The organism is Dorea longicatena (assembly GCF_025150085.1).
GTDB classification, from domain to species: domain Bacteria; phylum Bacillota; class Clostridia; order Lachnospirales; family Lachnospiraceae; genus Dorea_A; species Dorea_A longicatena.
In genome coordinates this window covers 304,555-324,083 of the sequence record NZ_CP102280.1, presented here as the reverse complement: position 1 = coordinate 324,083, position 19,529 = coordinate 304,555, and the positions used below count along the sequence as shown (strand labels likewise).

15 protein-coding genes and 1 pseudogene are annotated in these 19,529 nt (G+C 35.3%); 1 reads left to right on the top strand and 15 read right to left on the bottom strand.

The annotated features are described in order from the left end of the window. The 8 genes and pseudogenes from NQ508_RS01575 to NQ508_RS01540 form a co-directional block, all read right to left on the bottom strand. On the bottom strand, nucleotides 1-1,554 hold the full coding sequence (locus NQ508_RS01575) for a MutH/Sau3AI family endonuclease (RefSeq protein ID WP_006427454.1): 1,554 nt from the start codon (nucleotides 1,552-1,554) through the stop codon (nucleotides 1-3). A 51-nt stretch (nucleotides 1,555-1,605) separates the two neighbouring features. Then, complete coding sequence (gene dcm, locus NQ508_RS01570) at nucleotides 1,606-2,907, bottom strand: DNA (cytosine-5-)-methyltransferase (RefSeq protein WP_006427455.1); 1,302 nt, start codon at nucleotides 2,905-2,907, stop codon at nucleotides 1,606-1,608. Between the two features lie 318 nt (nucleotides 2,908-3,225). Then, the gene (locus tag NQ508_RS01565; protein ID WP_044919969.1) at nucleotides 3,226-5,154 is read right to left on the bottom strand and encodes a UvrD-helicase domain-containing protein; all 1,929 of its coding nucleotides are present in this window, start codon (nucleotides 5,152-5,154) and stop codon (nucleotides 3,226-3,228) included. Further along, a complete protein-coding gene (locus NQ508_RS01560; protein ID WP_006427457.1) occupies nucleotides 5,136-7,286 on the bottom strand; it encodes an ATP-dependent nuclease in 2,151 nt (716 codons plus the stop codon). Before NQ508_RS01560 ends, NQ508_RS01565 begins: the two co-directional genes overlap by 19 nt. An 81-nt stretch (nucleotides 7,287-7,367) precedes the next feature. Then, nucleotides 7,368-8,579 carry a Shedu immune nuclease family protein gene (locus tag NQ508_RS01555; protein ID WP_006427458.1) on the bottom strand — a complete coding sequence of 404 codons (1,212 nt, stop codon included), beginning with the start codon at nucleotides 8,577-8,579 and terminating at the stop codon, nucleotides 7,368-7,370. 204 nt (nucleotides 8,580-8,783) lie between these two features. Further along, nucleotides 8,784-10,232, bottom strand: coding sequence for a toll/interleukin-1 receptor domain-containing protein (locus tag NQ508_RS01550; RefSeq protein WP_155115980.1), 1,449 nt, complete (start codon nucleotides 10,230-10,232; stop codon nucleotides 8,784-8,786). Nucleotides 10,233-10,368: 136 nt separating this feature from the next. Then, nucleotides 10,369-12,765 (bottom strand): annotated as a pseudogene (locus NQ508_RS01545) (DEAD/DEAH box helicase family protein); the annotation flags it as partial. Next, entirely contained in the window at nucleotides 12,729-13,040 is a 312-nt protein-coding gene (locus NQ508_RS01540) for a hypothetical protein (protein ID WP_155115981.1), read from the bottom strand. The pseudogene NQ508_RS01545 and the gene NQ508_RS01540, both read right to left, overlap by 37 nt. Before the next feature lie 351 nt (nucleotides 13,041-13,391). On the opposite strand from NQ508_RS01540, the gene NQ508_RS01535 reads away from it, so the two are divergent. Then, complete coding sequence (locus NQ508_RS01535; protein WP_006426866.1) at nucleotides 13,392-14,633, top strand: IS256 family transposase; 1,242 nt, start codon at nucleotides 13,392-13,394, stop codon at nucleotides 14,631-14,633. Between the two features lie 357 nt (nucleotides 14,634-14,990). Here the strand turns inward: NQ508_RS01535 and NQ508_RS01530 are convergent, their stop codons facing one another. The 7 genes from NQ508_RS01530 to NQ508_RS01500 all read right to left on the bottom strand — a co-directional run bounded on the left by NQ508_RS01530 (nucleotide 14,991) and on the right by NQ508_RS01500 (nucleotide 19,528). Then, nucleotides 14,991-15,350, bottom strand: coding sequence for a hypothetical protein (locus NQ508_RS01530; protein ID WP_006426867.1), 360 nt, complete (start codon nucleotides 15,348-15,350; stop codon nucleotides 14,991-14,993). Nucleotides 15,351-15,412: 62 nt separating this feature from the next. Then, entirely contained in the window at nucleotides 15,413-15,652 is a 240-nt protein-coding gene (locus NQ508_RS01525; protein WP_006426868.1) for a helix-turn-helix domain-containing protein, read from the bottom strand. A gap of 44 nt (nucleotides 15,653-15,696) precedes the next feature. Further along, nucleotides 15,697-16,029: a nucleotide pyrophosphohydrolase gene (locus NQ508_RS01520; RefSeq protein ID WP_006426869.1), complete on the bottom strand. Its 333-nt coding sequence runs from the start codon at nucleotides 16,027-16,029 to the stop codon at nucleotides 15,697-15,699. A 1-nt stretch (nucleotide 16,030) separates the two neighbouring features. Continuing rightward, nucleotides 16,031-17,617: a DNA/RNA helicase domain-containing protein gene (locus NQ508_RS01515; RefSeq protein ID WP_006426870.1), complete on the bottom strand. Its 1,587-nt coding sequence runs from the start codon at nucleotides 17,615-17,617 to the stop codon at nucleotides 16,031-16,033. Nucleotides 17,618-17,734: 117 nt separating this feature from the next. Then, nucleotides 17,735-18,073: an HIRAN domain-containing protein gene (locus tag NQ508_RS01510; protein WP_006426871.1), complete on the bottom strand. Its 339-nt coding sequence runs from the start codon at nucleotides 18,071-18,073 to the stop codon at nucleotides 17,735-17,737. 202 nt (nucleotides 18,074-18,275) lie between these two features. Continuing rightward, nucleotides 18,276-18,944, bottom strand: coding sequence for a dethiobiotin synthase (bioD, locus tag NQ508_RS01505; RefSeq protein ID WP_006426873.1), 669 nt, complete (start codon nucleotides 18,942-18,944; stop codon nucleotides 18,276-18,278). A gap of 20 nt (nucleotides 18,945-18,964) precedes the next feature. After that, on the bottom strand, nucleotides 18,965-19,528 hold the full coding sequence (locus NQ508_RS01500; RefSeq protein WP_006426874.1) for a biotin transporter BioY: 564 nt from the start codon (nucleotides 19,526-19,528) through the stop codon (nucleotides 18,965-18,967). Between the last annotated feature and the right edge of the window lies 1 nt (nucleotide 19,529).

Below are 19,529 nucleotides of genomic sequence, written 5' to 3'. Positions count from 1 at the left end.
CTATATCTCTGGAGTTTTCTTTAATTCTTCGACTACAGATAAACCTTTTATCCAAACATACTGCGGTAACATACGAATTCCGTTCACACACTCCGTCTTACTTTGTATAGACGAATCTTTTCCTGATCCACGTACAAAAACATCATTTTCACTTCCTTTTAAGAAGTTAGGTGCAGTACTGACTTTCCCACTTTTTAAAGTGACAGTTGATCCATCACTACGTTTCTGAACAACATCCGTAAGTTTATGATGCATAATTTTATCTCTGGTATCTTCCCATAGCTTACGAACTTTCGTATCAATAAATTCATCACTGAATACAATTCTTTTAAAACCAATAAAGACATTCGATGATAACGAATTCGGTCTATATTCTGTTTCTGAATCCCTTGAAGATTCTTGAAACATAATACATAAGAATGCGTGATCTGCAAAATATGCATACATATCTGAATCTTCAAAAGTCATAGCTCGTTTAGTTCCATCATCATCAATTACAGTTTCTTTAATCATTTCACCGAAATCAATATGATACAATTTCATATCTTCAGTACGACCACCTTTTGAAGTAAACGTAATAGTTTTCGCAATTAATCCAAATTGTTCAAACAACTCTATCTGATTTAATTTTTTTACAGTTCCTCCAAACATCGCAATAACAATTTTCTCTGCAATTGCCTTCATACTCAACCGACCGTCTGTTGGAAGATTCAAATCAAAATGATTTATCAACTGCCTAATATTTTTCCCTGCATACATATTTATTAATTCTCGGCACTTTGCATCTATATCTAATATCGATACGTATCTACCCGGAAGTTGCTCAAGATCATAACCAAAATGTTTTGCAATTATAGAAGAAACGGTTGGTTTTTTCAATCGGAATCTTGGTGGAAACTTAGGGGCCAAATCAATATAACTTAATACTCTTCTTAATTCACCATGTACTTCTATATATTCTTGTTTCACAGCTTCTTTCCAGTTTTTATCACGTGGTCCGGAATGATGTGATACTACTTTTGCACAAAGAGTACGCACATGTTCCCAATCATTTCTCAATACTTCTATCTCATCATCTGAAAACTCATGAAATTCATATCCGACAACCGGAAAATCTTTATACTCATACGCAGATACTGCGTGAGTAGCTGCATAATAGTAATAGATAATAAGCATATGTTCTAGTTTTTCCCAAAAGTGTGATGTTTCAAATTCTTGTTCCGCAATATCATATACTCCAACAGCAGTAATTGACATTGGCTCTTTTGCAACATAATGTTTTCTAGGTTTTTCCCGAATAAGCATTCCTGTTGTCTTAAGTTCTGTTTTTACATTTTCTATCCCATCAACAATAATTAAGTCGGCTTCCTGTTTGGAATCTGGGGGATATTCAAAAATGCATTGTTCAACGACGGATCCGGCAATTCCTTTTTGAAGATTAAAATCTTGTACATGCTTAAACATTTCTTTGTTATCAATCATTTCAAATGTTTTCCCCAAATAACCTTCCAATCTATGAATCAAAGCATTCTTATCGTAAATATGATTCGACATTCATTATCACCAACCTTTGTATACCTTTATTCTATAGCAACTAAATAATAATTACTCTTCTTCAATAATTTCGTCCAAAATTTTTCCCATTCTAGTAACCATCGAAACAACCAATGCGTTTCCCATGCAGAAGCGCCTCATTCTATCAGGCATCTGAGTTTCTTTTCCATCCATCAATGTGATTTTAGTCCACTCATCATCAAATCCTTGAATTCTTTCTGATTCTACCGGAGTGATAAGTCTTAATCTTCCTGTTTCAGGATCTGCAATAACATGTGTAGAGCGATTCTTGGTCCCCTCAGAAGTGAGCATTGTTCTTGCCGGCCTATTCAACGGATCTGGAAAAGCAATTGGACCTTCTGAAAAGATATATTCATGACCAGATGCAGAAACTCTAGGGATTTTTTTTGCACCTTTCATATATGTCCATGATGCCATATCATCTGCTCTAATATAATATGACTCATCAACACCTTTCTGAACTATTTCAGACAATAATACAGGCTTCATTTCCACAGGTGTCACAGTTGTTGTAAAGACGTCTCCATCTTTCATATAACCTGCAGTCTGAAAACAAAATTGAAACTTCTTCGTCATTTCCAAAAGATCATTATCTGATTCCTCTGTACCATCTTCAAGCAAGTGTACTCTATCAACATTTGAGACATCAGAACAAAGTACAGTTGTCTCTACAAGTGGACCACACTTTGAAATCGGAAATGATTTTGCCATAAAACCATTCATTGATAAAATATTATCTGCTTCATAGTTATCCATTGTTTCTGCATATTTGGTATCTTTATTGTATGCAAAAATAAATGTTCTACGACGTCTTTGAGCAGCTCCATACTCAGCAGCATTTACTACTCTCCATTCTGCTCTATATCCTAACTGTGCAAATGATGTTAAAATAATACCAAAATCACGCCCTCTTTGCGATGCTGGTGATTTCAAAAGTCTATCAACATTTTCTAACATAACAAAAGGTGGTCTTTTAGTAATTAAAACATCTCTAATCTGCCACCATAAAACACCCTTTTTCCCCTCAATTCCTTTCGATGAAGATAATGAGTGTGCAACTGAATAATCTTGGCAAGGAAATCCCCCCACAAGAAGATTATGATTAGGAATATTGTTTTTATTCATTTGACTAATATCTTCGCCAGTATGAAACTCTCCTTTTAAATCTGCACAATCACCATAATGATAAACATAACAATCGTGTGCCCACTGCTTTTTCTTTCCTGGCTCCCATTGTGAAAACCATGTAGTTTCCCATCCAGATTCTAATTTATCGAATCCCAATCGGAAACCACCAACGCCTGCAAACAGCTCACAAATAGTTTTTTTCATTGTTAAAGTCCTCCTTGACACAACGTGCCATCACACTTGTATTTTAGGGTAAATTATTAGCACCATCGAATGATGGATCCTGTAGCCCTAACTTTAAAAGTATAACATAAAAGTAATTAACTGAACATTCCTATTTGTCAATATATTTCGAAACACTATCGTTATTCCTCTGTATGATTCAATCCAGTTCAGGTTGTTACAAAAATCAAATTCAGTCAATGCAATAATCAAAAAAACACTTCTCGTTACAATATTTTAATATACCAAATAGACGCCAATCAAAAAATCGGCGCCTATAATTTCAATATAATATCACTATTAAACTAAACCTAAATTTACACAATTGTCTTTTCCAATCAAACGCTCCATTCCTTGAATAACTCCGCTTGAAGGCTCTGGATAATACAAAACGAGATTTTCCTTCGCTCTTGTACAACAAACATATAAAAGTTTTTCTGTCCTTCTTTTTATTCTTTTATATGATTCTTTTTTCCCTTTCGGCAAACTATCATAAATAGAATCATCTAAAACATAATCAAAATTATACTTATTCCAACCCGATGAATCAAGAATCACCAAAACATTTTCATATTCTAATCCCTTCACCTTATGCTGTGTTGAAAATGGACGTCTTCCTTCTATATATGAATATAAATTTTGAAATACAGAATATGGTACCGCTGAAACACGCCAATATAAATACTCATTTTTTTCAATAAAGGAATTAAACGCATCACTTTTAACACAAAGACTTTTTTCATTTGCAAAATCAATTACTTCTCCAATTGATTTTTGGCTTATTAGCCGCAAACTTTCAAGTTCATCATGAAGTTCTCTCTTATCACTATTCCTCTGAATTTTTCTTCCGATTTTTCTCAATAAATCTCTATAATTTGAAGAAATATATAATGCAATAATATCTTGAATTCTAAACAAGTGTGCAATCAATGCATCCCTTTTAGCGTCTCTGATTATTTTTCCGTCTTTTTCAATCTTATCGTCTATTAATTGATCTTTTTCCCAATAAAATTTACTCACCACTGAATATGGTAAATCTTTTACATGAGAATATAACTTTTCATTACTTGGATCATCAAGAAAAACCTCTAAATGACTCTTCCCTGTATTTTTACCTTTTTGATAAAACCACTCTATCTCATTTAATACTTCATCAAAAGTTTTATCCTCCTCAATTTCTATTTGCTTCTTTTTAACATAAGCTTTTAAATCTTTTTTTAATTTCAATACTGGATCAGAATCGTAAATATTATAAAGTTCTTCAAAATGAGCCTCTCCCGCTATAAGGGTATGTGTCAAACGTAATTCTTTCGTTTGTTTTGAATTTTCAAAATTCCAATCTTTCATAAATTCAGATGAATATGCCATTTTAAGATCATTTCCATACAGAAACTTTACGCTTCCTTTTTTTATCACACCATTTTCCATATTTGGTGCATTCGCATCATCTGAAGCCTGTTGCATCAACCCATCTGTGCGTAATTTATTAGCCAATTCAATAACTTTTTGAGGATTACGACGATTTTGTTTCTTTTCTATTTTTGTCACTCTTCCAGTTTTTATATAATTTTCAATATCTCCAATGCCTTCATCATATATCGACTGCATCGAGTCTCCAAAAAAGCCAACAATACTAGGTTCAACAACTTTTTGTAATGATTCAAGCAATATTTCTATTACTAACGGAGACGTATCCTGATATTCGTCAACAAAAATAAACGGATATTTGCTACATACAATTTTGCACAATTTAGGATATGTTTCAAACATTTTCTTTGCAATAATCAAAACCTCATCATGCGAAATTTCTCCTTTTAAGATCCTTGTATATTCTTTATATGTAATCTGAATATCATCAAGTAATTGAAATTCCTCCTCATCATCCGATAATGGATTTTGAATTTTCCCATTTGGATCATTCACTATTTCACATAAAATTTTTCTCAATTCTACTTGAAATTGTCGAATATTATCCCACAAAAAATCATGAATTGTTGACACATATAAATTACCAATATGACATCTATCACGTATTTCCAATGCTGCAGCATTTGTATATGTTATGCAGGCAATTCTCACTTTCGGATACTTTTCAGATACTTTCTTCAATAAACTGACCAAAGAATAAGTTTTTCCGCTACCAGCTCCTCCACTCAGTAAAAAATTTTGTTTTTTCTCTATAAGCGATAAAATATCAATTACTTCTCTTTCTAATCCTGCTTCAGCCACAATAATCCTTCCTTAATATACGATGGTATTTTCCAATTCGAATAATCACATTTTCCATCTGATTCACTGTTTAAAAGCACTTCCATTGGAAATGCCGGTTTACTTTTCACACACTTTTCAGCCAGTTCATATGGGGAATATTGATAAATACCACTTTCATCTTTTTCATCAAAATACTTTTTATTTTTTAAGCAATGGAAATTTGATATATTATCAATAATAAACTGTCTATTACAACAGAAAAACGCATCCTCAAAACTTCGTGGATAATATTCTTTTCCGTTTTCTTCTTTAGTTTGATATGCAATCATGAGCTTGCCATCTTCATTTTGTTGCCAGTTTTTTTGTATATAGCTTAATACCTTTTGTCTTGCATTTTGTTTTTTAAAAAAGGTTAAATCATTTCTTCCCCAATTCTCTAATGCTTCTTTAAAATAATAATTCAATGCATGATTACTAGTCTTTTCGCCTTTTTCAACCTCACAGGCAACATAATAAGTCCCTTTCCCTTTTATTTCTTTCTTTTTAACTGCATCAATATCTGTTATAATCAATGTCTTAATATCTAAAAATGCTAATAAAGGACTAAATAGTTGTGAGTTAGCACCCGCCGCAATAATAGATATATTTTGAGACAACAGCGGCATTCCTGATGCTTCCTCTTCCTGATCAATTTTACGCATCATTGCCGGTAATAAAATGCGCTCCGTATCTCCTTCATAGAGAATCACTTTATCTGCAAAAAATACTTCTGCGTAATTAAGAGTAAGATACTGTTTAAGGAACTTATAACGTTTATTATTTGGATCAGTTTCATCTTTGTATTCTGCTTCCAAAGAACATAAATTTTTTGAAATAACTGCATATGGAGATACTCTGCAAAAATATTTTATATCATCAAAATCACATTCCGCGACAATATGAGAAGAATGGGTAGTAATCAATGTCTGAACAACAATATCTGATCCATCCTTACATTTTTTTCCTTCTCTCAGTAATTCTTTTATATTTTTAATAAAAATATATTGTAATTGTGGATGTGTATGCGCTTCTGGTTCTTCAATAAACAGAATATTTATATCAGCAGGCATCTTTTCCTTATCACTATCACATCTAAATTCTGCCATGATGGTTTCAATTTGAATAATGATGCTAATAAGATTCAAGTATCCTAATCCATTATAACTTTCAGGGAGTTCTTGATCACCACTTTTGTAAGTCATAACCGTATTATCTTTAATTAATTCTTGTCGTCCTAAAGTGGAATTAATTTGAATAATGGTTTCATTTTCTTTTGTTCCACCAAATCTTTTTACTTTTCCAACAATTTCTTCAAACACTTTTGAATATAATCCAGTCAATTCATGATCTGTTTTCAATAATTGTGCTTCAAATTCTTCAAGTACCGGATCACCAGCTTCACCTTTTACACGCTCGTAATATTGGTTTGATAATGATGAAAGTGATGTATCATTTTCTTTATTATCTGTTTCTCTCTTTGCCCCAATGGATTTAATAGAAACTATACGAGACAAATGAAGGATATTTTTATCAAGTATCGTAAATATGTCCGGATTGCATTCGTGTATTGTATAATCATACTTAATGGCCTTATAAACAGTTTTGAAATAATTTTTCGATTTGTCACGCATAAAACGTTCAAATAATTGTTGTTTATTTCTAGCATTTTTCTTACCAGAAGATAATTTTTCAAAATATTTATCATAGTCCATTTTTAGTTGATTAATATCATTCAAAACATATTCTATCTTCAATACGACCATATGATTATCTGGATCTAAATCCATAAGCAATGGAGAAATATTTGCTATATTATCACTCTCGTTATATTCGATATACAAAAATAATTCTATTCCCTGTATATCTGTATTATCCCACTCACTTTTCTTACATGCTATACAATCAGTTAATCTTAATTTAAACTCTAAATTAAAATCATCATATCGAATCCCCGGACCTTTACCCTCTGAAAAAAACGTTTGCATTATAGATATTAATGATGTTTTTCCGCAATTATTTTTCCCGATAATCAGAGAAAGGGTCTTCTGCCAGTCCATTGAAAAGTCCTTTAATGCTCTGTAATTTTTAACTCTAATCTTTACAATTTCCATCTTCTCACCTTCTAAAATTTATTCCTATCATTAGCCTCTTCATCATCAATACATAACTCTCTTTTATTTCCAATACCTACTTTACTCTACTCTGATTTCCATATTAAGTGCTGCCAAAATATTATCAATACGCTGTATCAAATCATCGTACGTCATAATATCTGCAATATGTTTATATTGTCGTTTGATTAATTCAAAATCGTTCTTTTGTTGTTGATTAAATTGCTCACTTCGTCCCAGAAGTAAAATACCTTGAGGATTAATAACCTTTGGCATCACATTATTGGGTAATTTTTCTGAAAGTTGTTTTTGAAGTACTTTCTCTCCTTCCGTTCCCCAAACATTAAGACAATAAATATATTTTTCAATCTGTTGAATAGCTCCAGCCAGTTCTCGCACAGGTACATAATTATTACGATATGAAGATTGCTTGGTTAAAATTTGAACATTCGGCTTTTTTATTTCAAGAATATCAATATATCCATTTGCATCTACCAAGAGAAAATCTGGTCTTTTCTCATGTCGATCAACTCCTTTGATTACAACTTCTCGTACTCCAGCTATGTACTTCGGATATAATAGTCTCAACAACCCATGTATTTGCTTTTGCCATACTTCTTCTCTTACACTATCTGATCTGTTTAAAAGTTCTAACAGATTTGCTCTGACCTCTCGAAATTGACAAAGCTCTATTTTTGCATTTTCCTTAAATGCGTTCTGTATATCATCTTGAAGAGCGGATGAAAGACTTTTTTCTTGTCTCTCTATAAACTTATTAAATTTCTCTTCACACGACTCTGTATGCGGGAAAAACTCTTTAACAATTGTTGCAATCCGAGCATTTGCATAATAATTTAATTCGGCTGTTTTGGGAAATTTTTTTATTAATAATTCAAAAGTCTCTATAGGTATATGGTCTTTAATATCACTTCCACCTATATAAACATCTTTTTCTACAATATGATCTATTTTAGCAAGAACAGAAATATTACGATAAGCAACAAAATGACGTTTATTTAACTTAACGCTATTAGCAAAATAAAAATCATGATCAACACCAATCACATCACGATCAATAACGGTGTATTCGTCTAAAACCTTACCAACACAAAAATGGAGTTCATTAAGCATATCATCCTCAAAACGTAAATGCGTTATATTAACTGTAAATGTCCTTGAAATATGCCATTCTTCGTCTTTTCTCAAAATTTCAAGAATATCTTGAATATCGATACGTTCCGGAGTTAATATCAGTAATAATTCATCTTCACTTCTTTCAAATATAATACTCATCCTTACGCTCTCCTCTTTTCTTTAATCATAGCAATTATTGATCACACATGTTATCAATGGTGTACATAATAAAATAATCTCTTTCATTTTTTCAATAATTCCGTAAATTCATAAAACTCATCTAATGAATTAAACAAATCTTGTCTCATTATTCCTCCCCCCAATTTATGTCCTTCATGTTATGTTCGTTATTTTCATTATAAATCAATTTAAACTTCCAATATCCTCCAGCTTAATCACACTTAATATAGCTGGCGCTGCTTCCCAACTTCCTGAATATTTCATATTTGAATCATATTCACATTTTGCAATTTTTTCTTTCAACTGCTCAATATTATCTACCCCAAATAATATTTGCATTTTCTTACAATATCTGCGAGACTTCATTTTTTCCCATTCCAACCCCTTATTTTTTACATAAACGTAACATCCAGGGAACCAATATATACCCATCCAATTTTGATTATCTTCAACTAAGTCATACGCATTACAAACCTGATATAAAAATAAGTCCGCCTCTGCAATTGCTTCTGAAGTATATATTGGAAATTTTTCTCTCTGATTACAAATTACATCTCCTATCAATGTATATTTGTTTTTCATTTCAGACGTTGGCTTATACTGATTTTCAATAATCTTATTAAAATGTCTGAATGCTGTATAATTATTTGGTTTAATAGCTCCACCAAAAGAACTTGTTTCTAAAAAATACGTATATGTTAACAATGTATTTATTGCCATATAATCTTTTGTATGACGAAAATATGCAATGGTACATATAAACACTTCCCACAAAAGGGTCTTATAAACATCAAAATCTGTCTCATATGCTGAACTTGCTTGCAAATTAAATGTTCTTACACATGACAGTTTATTATATAAATATTCAAATGTTTCTGCTAATACCTCTGCATAATTATCTTCAACTTCCACAATTGATTCCATAAAATCCAAATATATATCTCGTATTGGTTTTGTATTTAAAAAATTATTATATGCTTCTTCCGGATTCACATTATATACATAATATGGTTTTAAAACCTCAACATAATCTTCCCAAAATCTTGATATACAATTTTTTCTTTTATTAACTGTATTACTCCCCCGAATTTGACGAATCAAATCCTTTATGGGAAAAAAATCACTTTTTTCTTCATCTAACCATTCTGGCCTTTTCCCCAATTTAGGCTTTATAAACTGTGGCTTTTCATATATGTTACGAAGAAGTTTTTCATATTCTTCCTCATATTTGGCTGGATCTGAAAGATCAATATATATTCTTGTTTTTATATAAATCGGCACATATTCTTTTCCTTCTTCATCTCGTTCCGCAATAATAGGAATAAACTTTTCCTGTCTTGCATTCCCATATATTTCACTAGAAATAATTACTGTTTCATCCCCTACTCCTCCTGTTCGGTCATTTGCCTTTTGTGCATATATCTTGTCACATATTATAAGTACTTTTGTGATTTCTGAATCATTAACACATCTCTCCATAAATTCATATTTATCATTGCCTTCTTTTAAATCCCATTTGTCAAGAACTACATCTACACCATGGGCAACCAATCTTTTGGCTAAATCCAATACAAGTTCATCACTGCTCCAAGAATACGATATAAATACTTTTGGTGTTTTATCATCCTCCATTATTAACATCCTCCATTTTCGTTCTTATTTATGTAGATTTTATTCTATAAAAGTTACGCTTATATTATCAAATGCCTCCATATATAAATACACATAACTATTAAAAAACTGTCACATTTTGTCTTTTTATCATTTTTTAACAAATAATTTTAACATTCGTTATTCTACTCTTCTCATACCTCCGCCGATAATACTCCAAACTCCTATACCCAAGCACATCCCCCATCTGCTCGCCAAACGCCATATTCCCAACAACGTCTCCAATCTCATCCCTCAACGCCAACGCATATCCATCCTTCTCTACAAAGAACCCTTTCCCTGACGCCTTCAAGAATCGGATCGGCATCCTTTTCGCCTTACTCAAATGCTGCTTATCCGTCACTTTCTTATAATCCTCATAAGTATTCACATTCGGGAAATCCTTCCAGTTCGTCCCGGTATCAAAGAATTCCTTCCAACTCTCCACTACCTCTTCATCCGTAACTGCAAGCCGGATATTTCCATGATTATAAAAGCTGTAAAGGATCGGCATCTTATACACTTTCTGCATCTCCGTAGTTTCGATGGTCTGAATGAATTCTCGACCGATTCCCGCATATAACTCCTGCTCATTCTCTGACAATTCACCAAGTTCATACAGGAAATCAAGATAATGCTGGAATGGATTTTCTTTTGCATGACTGCCGCTGACGCAGCACCGGTAAATATCATCATCCATATAAGTGAATAAGTCCATTCTGCTCGGCCGCTTTCCGTCCAACAGTCCTTTCACACGATAATATTCCTTTTGGATCTGCATTTTCAGCGTTAATTTCTTCTTATCTATTTCCTTAAACAGATCAATCAGACGCATGTCAAAATCAACGATACAGTCATCCGGATATTCTAAATCCTGATACTCACAGGATCCTTTCTTGTTAAATGACTGCTCTCCGCTTAACAACAGCGGTGCCTTCCCCGCTTTCTCGTAATTTCCGATGAAATCCAATACGTTCAGATATTCTTTCCCTTTATATAGACGAAGTCCTCGTCCCAACTGCTGCAGGAATACGACCGGGGATTCCGTCGGACGCAGGAACATTACCATATCCAGTGAAGCGATATCCATGCCTTCATTGAACATATCCACAGAGAAGATCACCCGAATCTCTCCGTTCTTCAATTTGCGGATAGCTTCGTTACGCTCCTCGGCATATGCTCCATTTTCACCACTGTATACTGCTGCGGATGCGATTCCTCTCTGACAGAATTCTTTTGCCATGTCTTCTGCATGCTGTCTGGAACAGCAGAATCCGATTGCACGCAAAGAACGATATTTTCGATAATATTTGTAAATCAGATCATATCTTCTCTCATTTCCGATATAAGCCTGATTCAGCTCCTGCTCATCATAACGCCCCTTCACGATCCGCAATCCGGAATAATCCGTCTCATCATACACGCCGTAATAGTGAAATGGTACAAGCATTCCTTTGTTGATCGCTTCTTTTAAGGAAATCTGATATGGCACGTTATAATCACAGATTTCGTAGATATTTTTTCCGTCCATTCTTTCCGGTGTTGCTGTTAATCCCAGTAAAAATTGCGGCTGAAAATATTCTACGATTCTCCGGTATTGATCTGTAACCGCATGATGGAATTCATCAATGATCACATATTCAAAATAATCTGCCGGAAAATATGTCTCATTCAAATATTCCGTTCTTCCGAGTGTCGCTACCGATGCGAAGATAACGGATTTATCCCTATCCTTTTCTTTTCCGTCAAAGAATCCATAATCCGCCGAGTTCCGCACATTTTTGAAAGAAACCACCGCCTGCTTAAGGATTTCTTCTCTGTGTGCAACGAATAACACCCGTTTATATTTTGCCGAATCAAATGCAGCAAGGTATGTCTTTCCGATTCCGGTGGCCGCATATACAAGTCCTTTCGCCGCACCTTCCATGCGGCTTTCCTGTAACGCATATAGTGCCTCTATCTGTGCTCCCCGCGGACGGTACAACATTCGGACATTTTCAGCATTCCTGTCCTCTCCATCTTCTGTAGCGTCATATTTCGCCAGATCCTTGGACACCGCCGGCTTCTTCCATGCCTTGGAATATCGTTTTAATTCTTCATCATCTATAATGATCGAATGGTTCAGAAACAGATCTTCAAATGTAGCATAGAACAATTCATAATTCTTTTTGTCCAGTGTATCACTGAATCTGTAATTCCATTCGATTCCTGAAGTTAACGCACTTTTGGAAATGTTCGATGATCCGATGTATATTTCATTCGAAGATTCATAATGAAAGATATAAGATTTTGGATGAAATGAGCGTGATGTTTCATTATACAGGCGCAGATCCACACGGTCACCGAGCTCGCTCTTGATCAGATATAAAGCCGACGGCTGTGTGATCCCCAGATAATTTCCTGTCAGGATACGGATCTTCACGCCCCGGTCCAACGCCCGCTTCATATCATTTAAGAGCATCCGCACACCTGACTCCATCAGAAATGAGACGATGATATCAATCTGCTTCGTCCTCTCTGACTCGTCAGATTTAACAGCTTATTTCGAATCTCATTCGCATCATGAACGGACACACACCTTGCCTGTTGCACCGAATCTAACATCAGCTTAATTTCCCAGTCTTCCAGCAAATGTTTCTCCATATACCATCCTTTATGTGAATTTTCTGCCTGCTTAATCGGATAACCGCAGCTTTGCAACAAACGCACATCGTCATAAATGGATGTACGGTGTACATTTTCCATTCCGTATTCTTCTTCCAGTTTCTGGCTTACTTGCACAGCATTCATCGGTGTTTTTTCATCAGTAGTCTGAAAAAGTTGAAAGACTCGGATTAATTTTTCTTTATGAGGTGTGGACATAGGGGTGCTCCTTACATTATGTTTTGAATTGAAATGATATATTAATTATACTGTACTGAGTTAAGCTTCACAACTTTCATCTTTTTGATTTTTATAGTTGACTTTTGTTAACAAGCAGGTTAATATTATATATAAGAAATGGGTTTGTTACCGTACGGCTATTGCCTAAGCGGGGTGCTCGTTTCTTGAGTGTGTAAATAATTCTGTGTAAACTAAATACGTGATATGTATCCTCTTGGATTGATGTTAAAATAAATATTAATTCAGGAGGATATTTTTATGGCAAGAAGAAGAAAAATGACACCAGAAAGAAGAGAGTTTATTAACGGCTTATTGGAACACTATCAACCAACCGATGCTCAAGATGTTCAAGAAATGTTGAAGGATCTTTTGGGAGATACCCTGCAAGGAATGCTAGAAGCAGAAATGGATCAGAAACTTGGCTATTCGAAGTATGATTATCAAAATAAGGAGACAGATGATAGCCGGAACGGTTACAGCCATAAAACGGTTACATCTTCGATGGGCGATATTGATCTTGATATTCCCCGTGATCGCAGAGGTGAATTTGAACCACAGATTGTAAAAAAACATCAAACAGATATTTCTAACATTGAAGATCAAGTTCTGTCCATGTATGCAAAGGGAATGACTACCAGAGACATATCAACACACCTTTCTAATGTCTATGGGGTGGATGCATCTGCAGAGATGATTTCTCACATGACAGATCGCATTCTTCCAATTGCCAAAGAATGGCAGAATCGCCCTTTGGAGAAGAAATATGCCATCGTTTTCATGGATGCCATTCATTTTTATGTACGAGAAGATAATAGAACGGTAAAGAAAGCTGTATATGTAGCTATAGGTATCAGACTTTCTGGTCAAAAAGAAGTTTTAGGTATGTGGATTGGCGGTAATGAAAGTGCAAAATACTGGCTTGGTGTACTGAATGAAATCAAAAATAGAGGTGTGGAAGACATCATGATTGTATCTGTTGATGGACTGACTGGTTTTGTGGATGCAATTCATGCAGTTTTCCCATTAGCGGAAATCCAAAGATGTATTGTACATCAGATTCGTTATTCCACTAAGTTTATTTCCTACAAAGATATCAGAGCCTTCATGAAAGACCTGAAACTGGTTTATAAGGCAGATACAGAGCAGCTTGCATTAGAAGCGTTAGATATGCTGGAAGAAAATTGGGGTGGAAAATATCCATCTTCAATAGCGTCCTGGCGTAATAATTGGCCGCAACTTTCTACATATTTCAAATACCCTGGAGAGATTAGGAAACTAATTTATACCACGAATTCCATAGAGAATTTCAATCGTCAATTAAGAAAAGTGACGAAATCAAAAACCATCTTTCCGACAGATGATTCGCTTTTTAAGATTCTGTATCTTGCCATGACCGACATCACAAAGAAATGGACTGGAAAAACATGGGATTGGGGACAGACCTTGGATCAGCTCTGCATATATTTTGGAGACAGAATCCAACCAGAAGATCTCGAATAGAATAAAAAGCAACTATGAGTAAGGGTCAAAAACGCCCGTTTTCAGCGGGCGTTCTTGACATGTCTGCTTATTCATGCTAAATAGTAAATAAGGCTTAAACAGCAATCATGCCATTCAAGCCTAATTCATTTTTTTTAACTTAATGTAAATCATTATGATTTTTTCATTAATCTAAGAGATTTACACAAAATATTTTACACTCTCCGTTTCTTTTTTTATATTCACCATATCATATAAATATAGATTTCCATCGGCTGCATGCCGAATTAACATTTCTATCCTGTATATATTAAATCGTTCCACCTCTTTTAAATCACTACTATAAACAGGTAATGCAAACCTAGTTGTAAAACGATACTAGCCATATTTTGCATCAACTTTATGCTTCCCCTTAAAATTTTCCTGCCATCGTTTGTTAGTTGCACATTTCAATAACGTAGGAATTTTCTGTGTCGCATTTGCTTTGGCTTTTGCATTAGCACCACACAATCGTTTTGTATCTTCAGATCCTTTTAATTCTGCCGGAAAATCATTTCCAATAAAGACTTGATCCGCTGTTTCAACAACTTCATAACACTTTCCTACATATTCCTTCAAATAATTTTCAACATCTTCCCAATCGATATTTCTCTTCCCTTTAAATCGTATATCTGTAATTACAACTATTTTTCTTCCATCCTCATCTGTAATTATGTCAATAATATTTTCCTTCTTCATATATATTTTATCTCTCCTCGCAGTTAACGCGTTGCGTTATATTATCAGTAAAAAAATAAGTCTTACGACTTATTTTTCATCATATATTCCACTTCCGCCCGATATTTCATCAAACGTAAAAGATACTCCGGAAGTTCTCTCTTCTCAGCTTCCCAATCTTGAACAGTGCGATACGGTATACCATAATAATCACTAAACTCTCTCCTGTTCATTCCCATTTTTTCCCGTAATTCTTTTACTTCTTTTCCTCGACTCATTAAATCACCTTCCAGACGCATTGCGTTATTAAAATAATAATTCATGTATAAATGTCTGTCAATGACTATTTTCTATACCTCCGGTTCAATCACAGCTTATCATACTTCGCACTCTTCCCCTTAGCCTTCTCCACCGGATACTTCTTTGCATTCACCTTGATCTTCTCCCGCACGATCTCATCCAGATCCAGTCCGCAGGCATCTGCCATCAAGACACAATAATTCACAACATCCGCCAGTTCTTCTCTTATCTTTTCCTGTTTTCCTTCATTTGAGATATCCGCACCGCTCCACTGGAATACTTCCAGTAGCTCTGCTGCCTCCAGCGAAATGGAGATTGCCAGATCTTTCGGATTGTGGAATTGTTTCCAATCTCTGTCGTCCCTGAATTTTAATATTTCTTTGATTGTTTCTTCTGTCATCTTAGTTTTCCTCTTCGATATATTTACTAAAATATTCTCTTAATTCATCATCGCACACATACAAATATGTTCCTTTGATTCCTCTGGTCATCAGCACATAATACACATTTGTGATGTATTCTTTCAGTTCTTCATATGATGCCGTTATTTTACCATTTTTATCAAAATAACATTCTGGCCGGATAATGATCTGTCCTGTTGTTTTATCATATCCAATATCATTTCCGAGAATAACAAACGCATAGTTCAGATCATAACCTTGAATGGAATGAATACATCCCACCTCATCGATTGCTTCTCCTGTATGAACCCATCCTTCTGTACAATGATTCCACATTCGTTTTACACCTTGTATCTCTATGTCCTTTTTGCTTCGGTCATTTTTGCTGATCCATGGCCAGGCATATCCTGCTACCATTCGGGAAAGCCCTGCTTCCTCCTCTTTGGCATACATATCTTTCTCAAATTTTGAAAAATCAGAGTATAATTTCAAATCATATTTTTTCGAATGATACTTCCGGTCAGCGGATCCGGCCAATAGATCCTTTATGAATGCAATATAGTCATTTCCGCCCTGCACCCTCATCTGCGTTGCAAGAGTAAAATACGATATTGTATGTTTCTTATAAGGATTTCTCATTTTTTCTTCGAATCTTTCATAATCAATGCCTGACGGACCAACCACCTGATTGTAATCGTAGAATAATACTGCACACTTCGATTGTTCCAATATCCAGTCTAGTTCGTCTGCATCCGTTGTCATACCCAGCCGCTCGCAGCTTTTCTTGAAAGCTCCCCTATAGGAAATATTTTTATATTGATGAAGTCTATGTGCTTCATCGACCAGTAAGATATCGTATTTTTTCTTCGTGATATCAGAAGGGGACAGTACCTGTGATGGCGTCAATCCATAAATACTTCGGAAGATGAATTTCATCGTCTTTCTGAGCGAAGTCTGCGGCACAACGAATCCAATCTTTTTCCCGGCAAACTCTTCGCTGTCTGCCAGGTATTTCATAAGATATACCGCCACAATTGTCTTACCGCTTCCTGGCATTCCATTTACCACTACACGATTCACATTTCCACTCTCAATCTGCGCAAGTATATCTTCTACTGCTTTCCGCTGGCTGTCGTTCAATTCTTTATATGGAGAATATTTGAATAGATCTGAATTTTCAATTTCTTCCAGCGAATGTTTGACCAGTTTTTCTTGTTGCAGCTTACGCCAAAGCAGTTCGAATTTTTTATCATATTTTCCTTTCTCATAATACTGCTTATCTGCTATTCCGGAATTCTTATTCGTAACCTGGAATAATTCGTCTGCGACAATATACTGAATCAGCTTGGATTCATAATCAAAGGTTACCGATTGATTAAACAATCTGGAATATATGAAGTGGACCTTATTAAATATTCGCTTTTCTTCATTTGTCGTATGCTGTGTCATTCTGGTTTTTACATGATTGGATTCACCTATATAGGCTTTCTTTCCATTTTCCAGAATATATAACATTGGCCAGTTATCCAGATATTCTTCGTTACTGTATTTATTATTTTTGAAATCTCCTTCAATTATTTTGAACATGGTATTTCTCCGGTGTATTTATATTTGTATGGTTTCGAATTTCCTAATATTAATTATACTTCGCTGACCATTAACACACAAGAAGAAGTCATATTTCTACGACTTCTTCCATATCTATTACAGCATAATCCAGGCCGTTTCCTCCTGTTCACTTTTCAGACTCTTTTTACAAATCTTGCAGATTGTTCCTGCCGGTGTAACTAATACCACCTTCGCATATGCCGTGTCACCGATCTTGTCATACAGGCGGCCTGCACTCATAGATTCACCGATGACTGTATACGAACTATTTGCCACATAACCGATCTTCCCAAGTCCTTCATACGTTACTTTGATTGCTTCCTTGTCATATTCATTATCCGGTTCTTTTTCTAATCTGATCTTCATACCTTTTTCCAGAAAATCATTTCCGAAGTAGTGTTTTGTTCCTGTCAGGGTGATAAATATTTTTGCCATTGTGTGTGCTCCTTTCGCTTTGAAAACGTGTTCATCTGAATTTAATTTGTTGTCTTATAATTACTTTTATCTCCCGGAATTCTGTTTTATTCCCTTTGATGTGTATAGTATAATTCAGATGGTGGGGTATAATATTCTCACCTTTTTTATTTCCATACATCAAAAAAGGAAATCAACCGCAGTCAATTCCCTCTTCTCATCATCAATCATACACCCTTTTCAACACTTCCAGATCAACCTCAAGCTCCCTGTCACCATCTCTTACCCTGGCAATCACCGGGACCCCCGTTAATCTCTCGATCATTTTCTCATTATCTTCCTGCATCGCCCCACCCGAGTAATGATTCAGAATGATTCCTTTTACATCCATTCCGTGATTCCGGATGTATTCTACCGTCAGGACAACCGCATTGATCGTGCCAAGTCCGGCATCTGCGATCACCAGAGTATTCAGATGCAGCATTTTCACAATATCTTCCAGCAGGATCTCATGTTCTTCATCCCAGCGGATCGGACATACAATACCGCCGCTTCCTTCTACCGTGACATAATCGAACGCTTTCTTTACCCTGTCAAAATCTGCTTTTACCGTTTCCGGATCAACCGGATTCCCTTCTATTCTGGCAGCCAGATGCGGAGACACCGCATTTTGATACAGATATGACAGTAAGCTGCTGTCTTCCTGTGTGATACCGGCAATCTTCTTTACATAGCCTGCGTCACTTTCTTCTATGGACTCTGCACCTGATAATGCAGCCTTATAATAGCCTGCATGGATTCCTGCATCCGCCAGCTTTTTCACGATTAATGCTGTGACATACGTCTTTCCTACATCTGTGCCTGTGCCCGTCACAAATATTCCTTTTGCCATAATCTCATGCCCCTTTTTTATTAACTCAGATAAAATCCGCTTTTCCGCATTCTAAGTCCCACACCGGCTGCCAGCAGACATAATACAAAATCTCCAGGCATATCTAATGGGAAGCAGGACAAAAAGATCACGCCCAACGTTGCCGGTGTATGTGCATAAAAGTTTAAGATTATAAATTTATACACGATTCCGATTGCATATGTCACAACAAATCCGGCCAGACAGGCAAGCAGATAGTTCTTGTAACTTGCTTTCAGCTTTTCGCATACTTTTCCGGTTACATATGCGCTTACAATGAATCCGACCAGATAACCAAAGCTTGGCCGGAATATGTATCCGATTCCTCCGCCTGCTGCAAAGATTGGTACTCCGACAAGTCCCAGTAATACATAACATCCTACAGATATTGCTCCCTTATCAGCCCCCAGAATCAATCCTGCAAGCAGTACGAAAAAGAACTGAAGTGTGAAATAATCCATATATGGAACCGGGATCTGGATAAATGCTCCTATGGCAACCAGCGCTGCGAACATTCCGCATAATACCATACTTACGGTGGATAATTTTTTTGTTTTTGTGTTCATT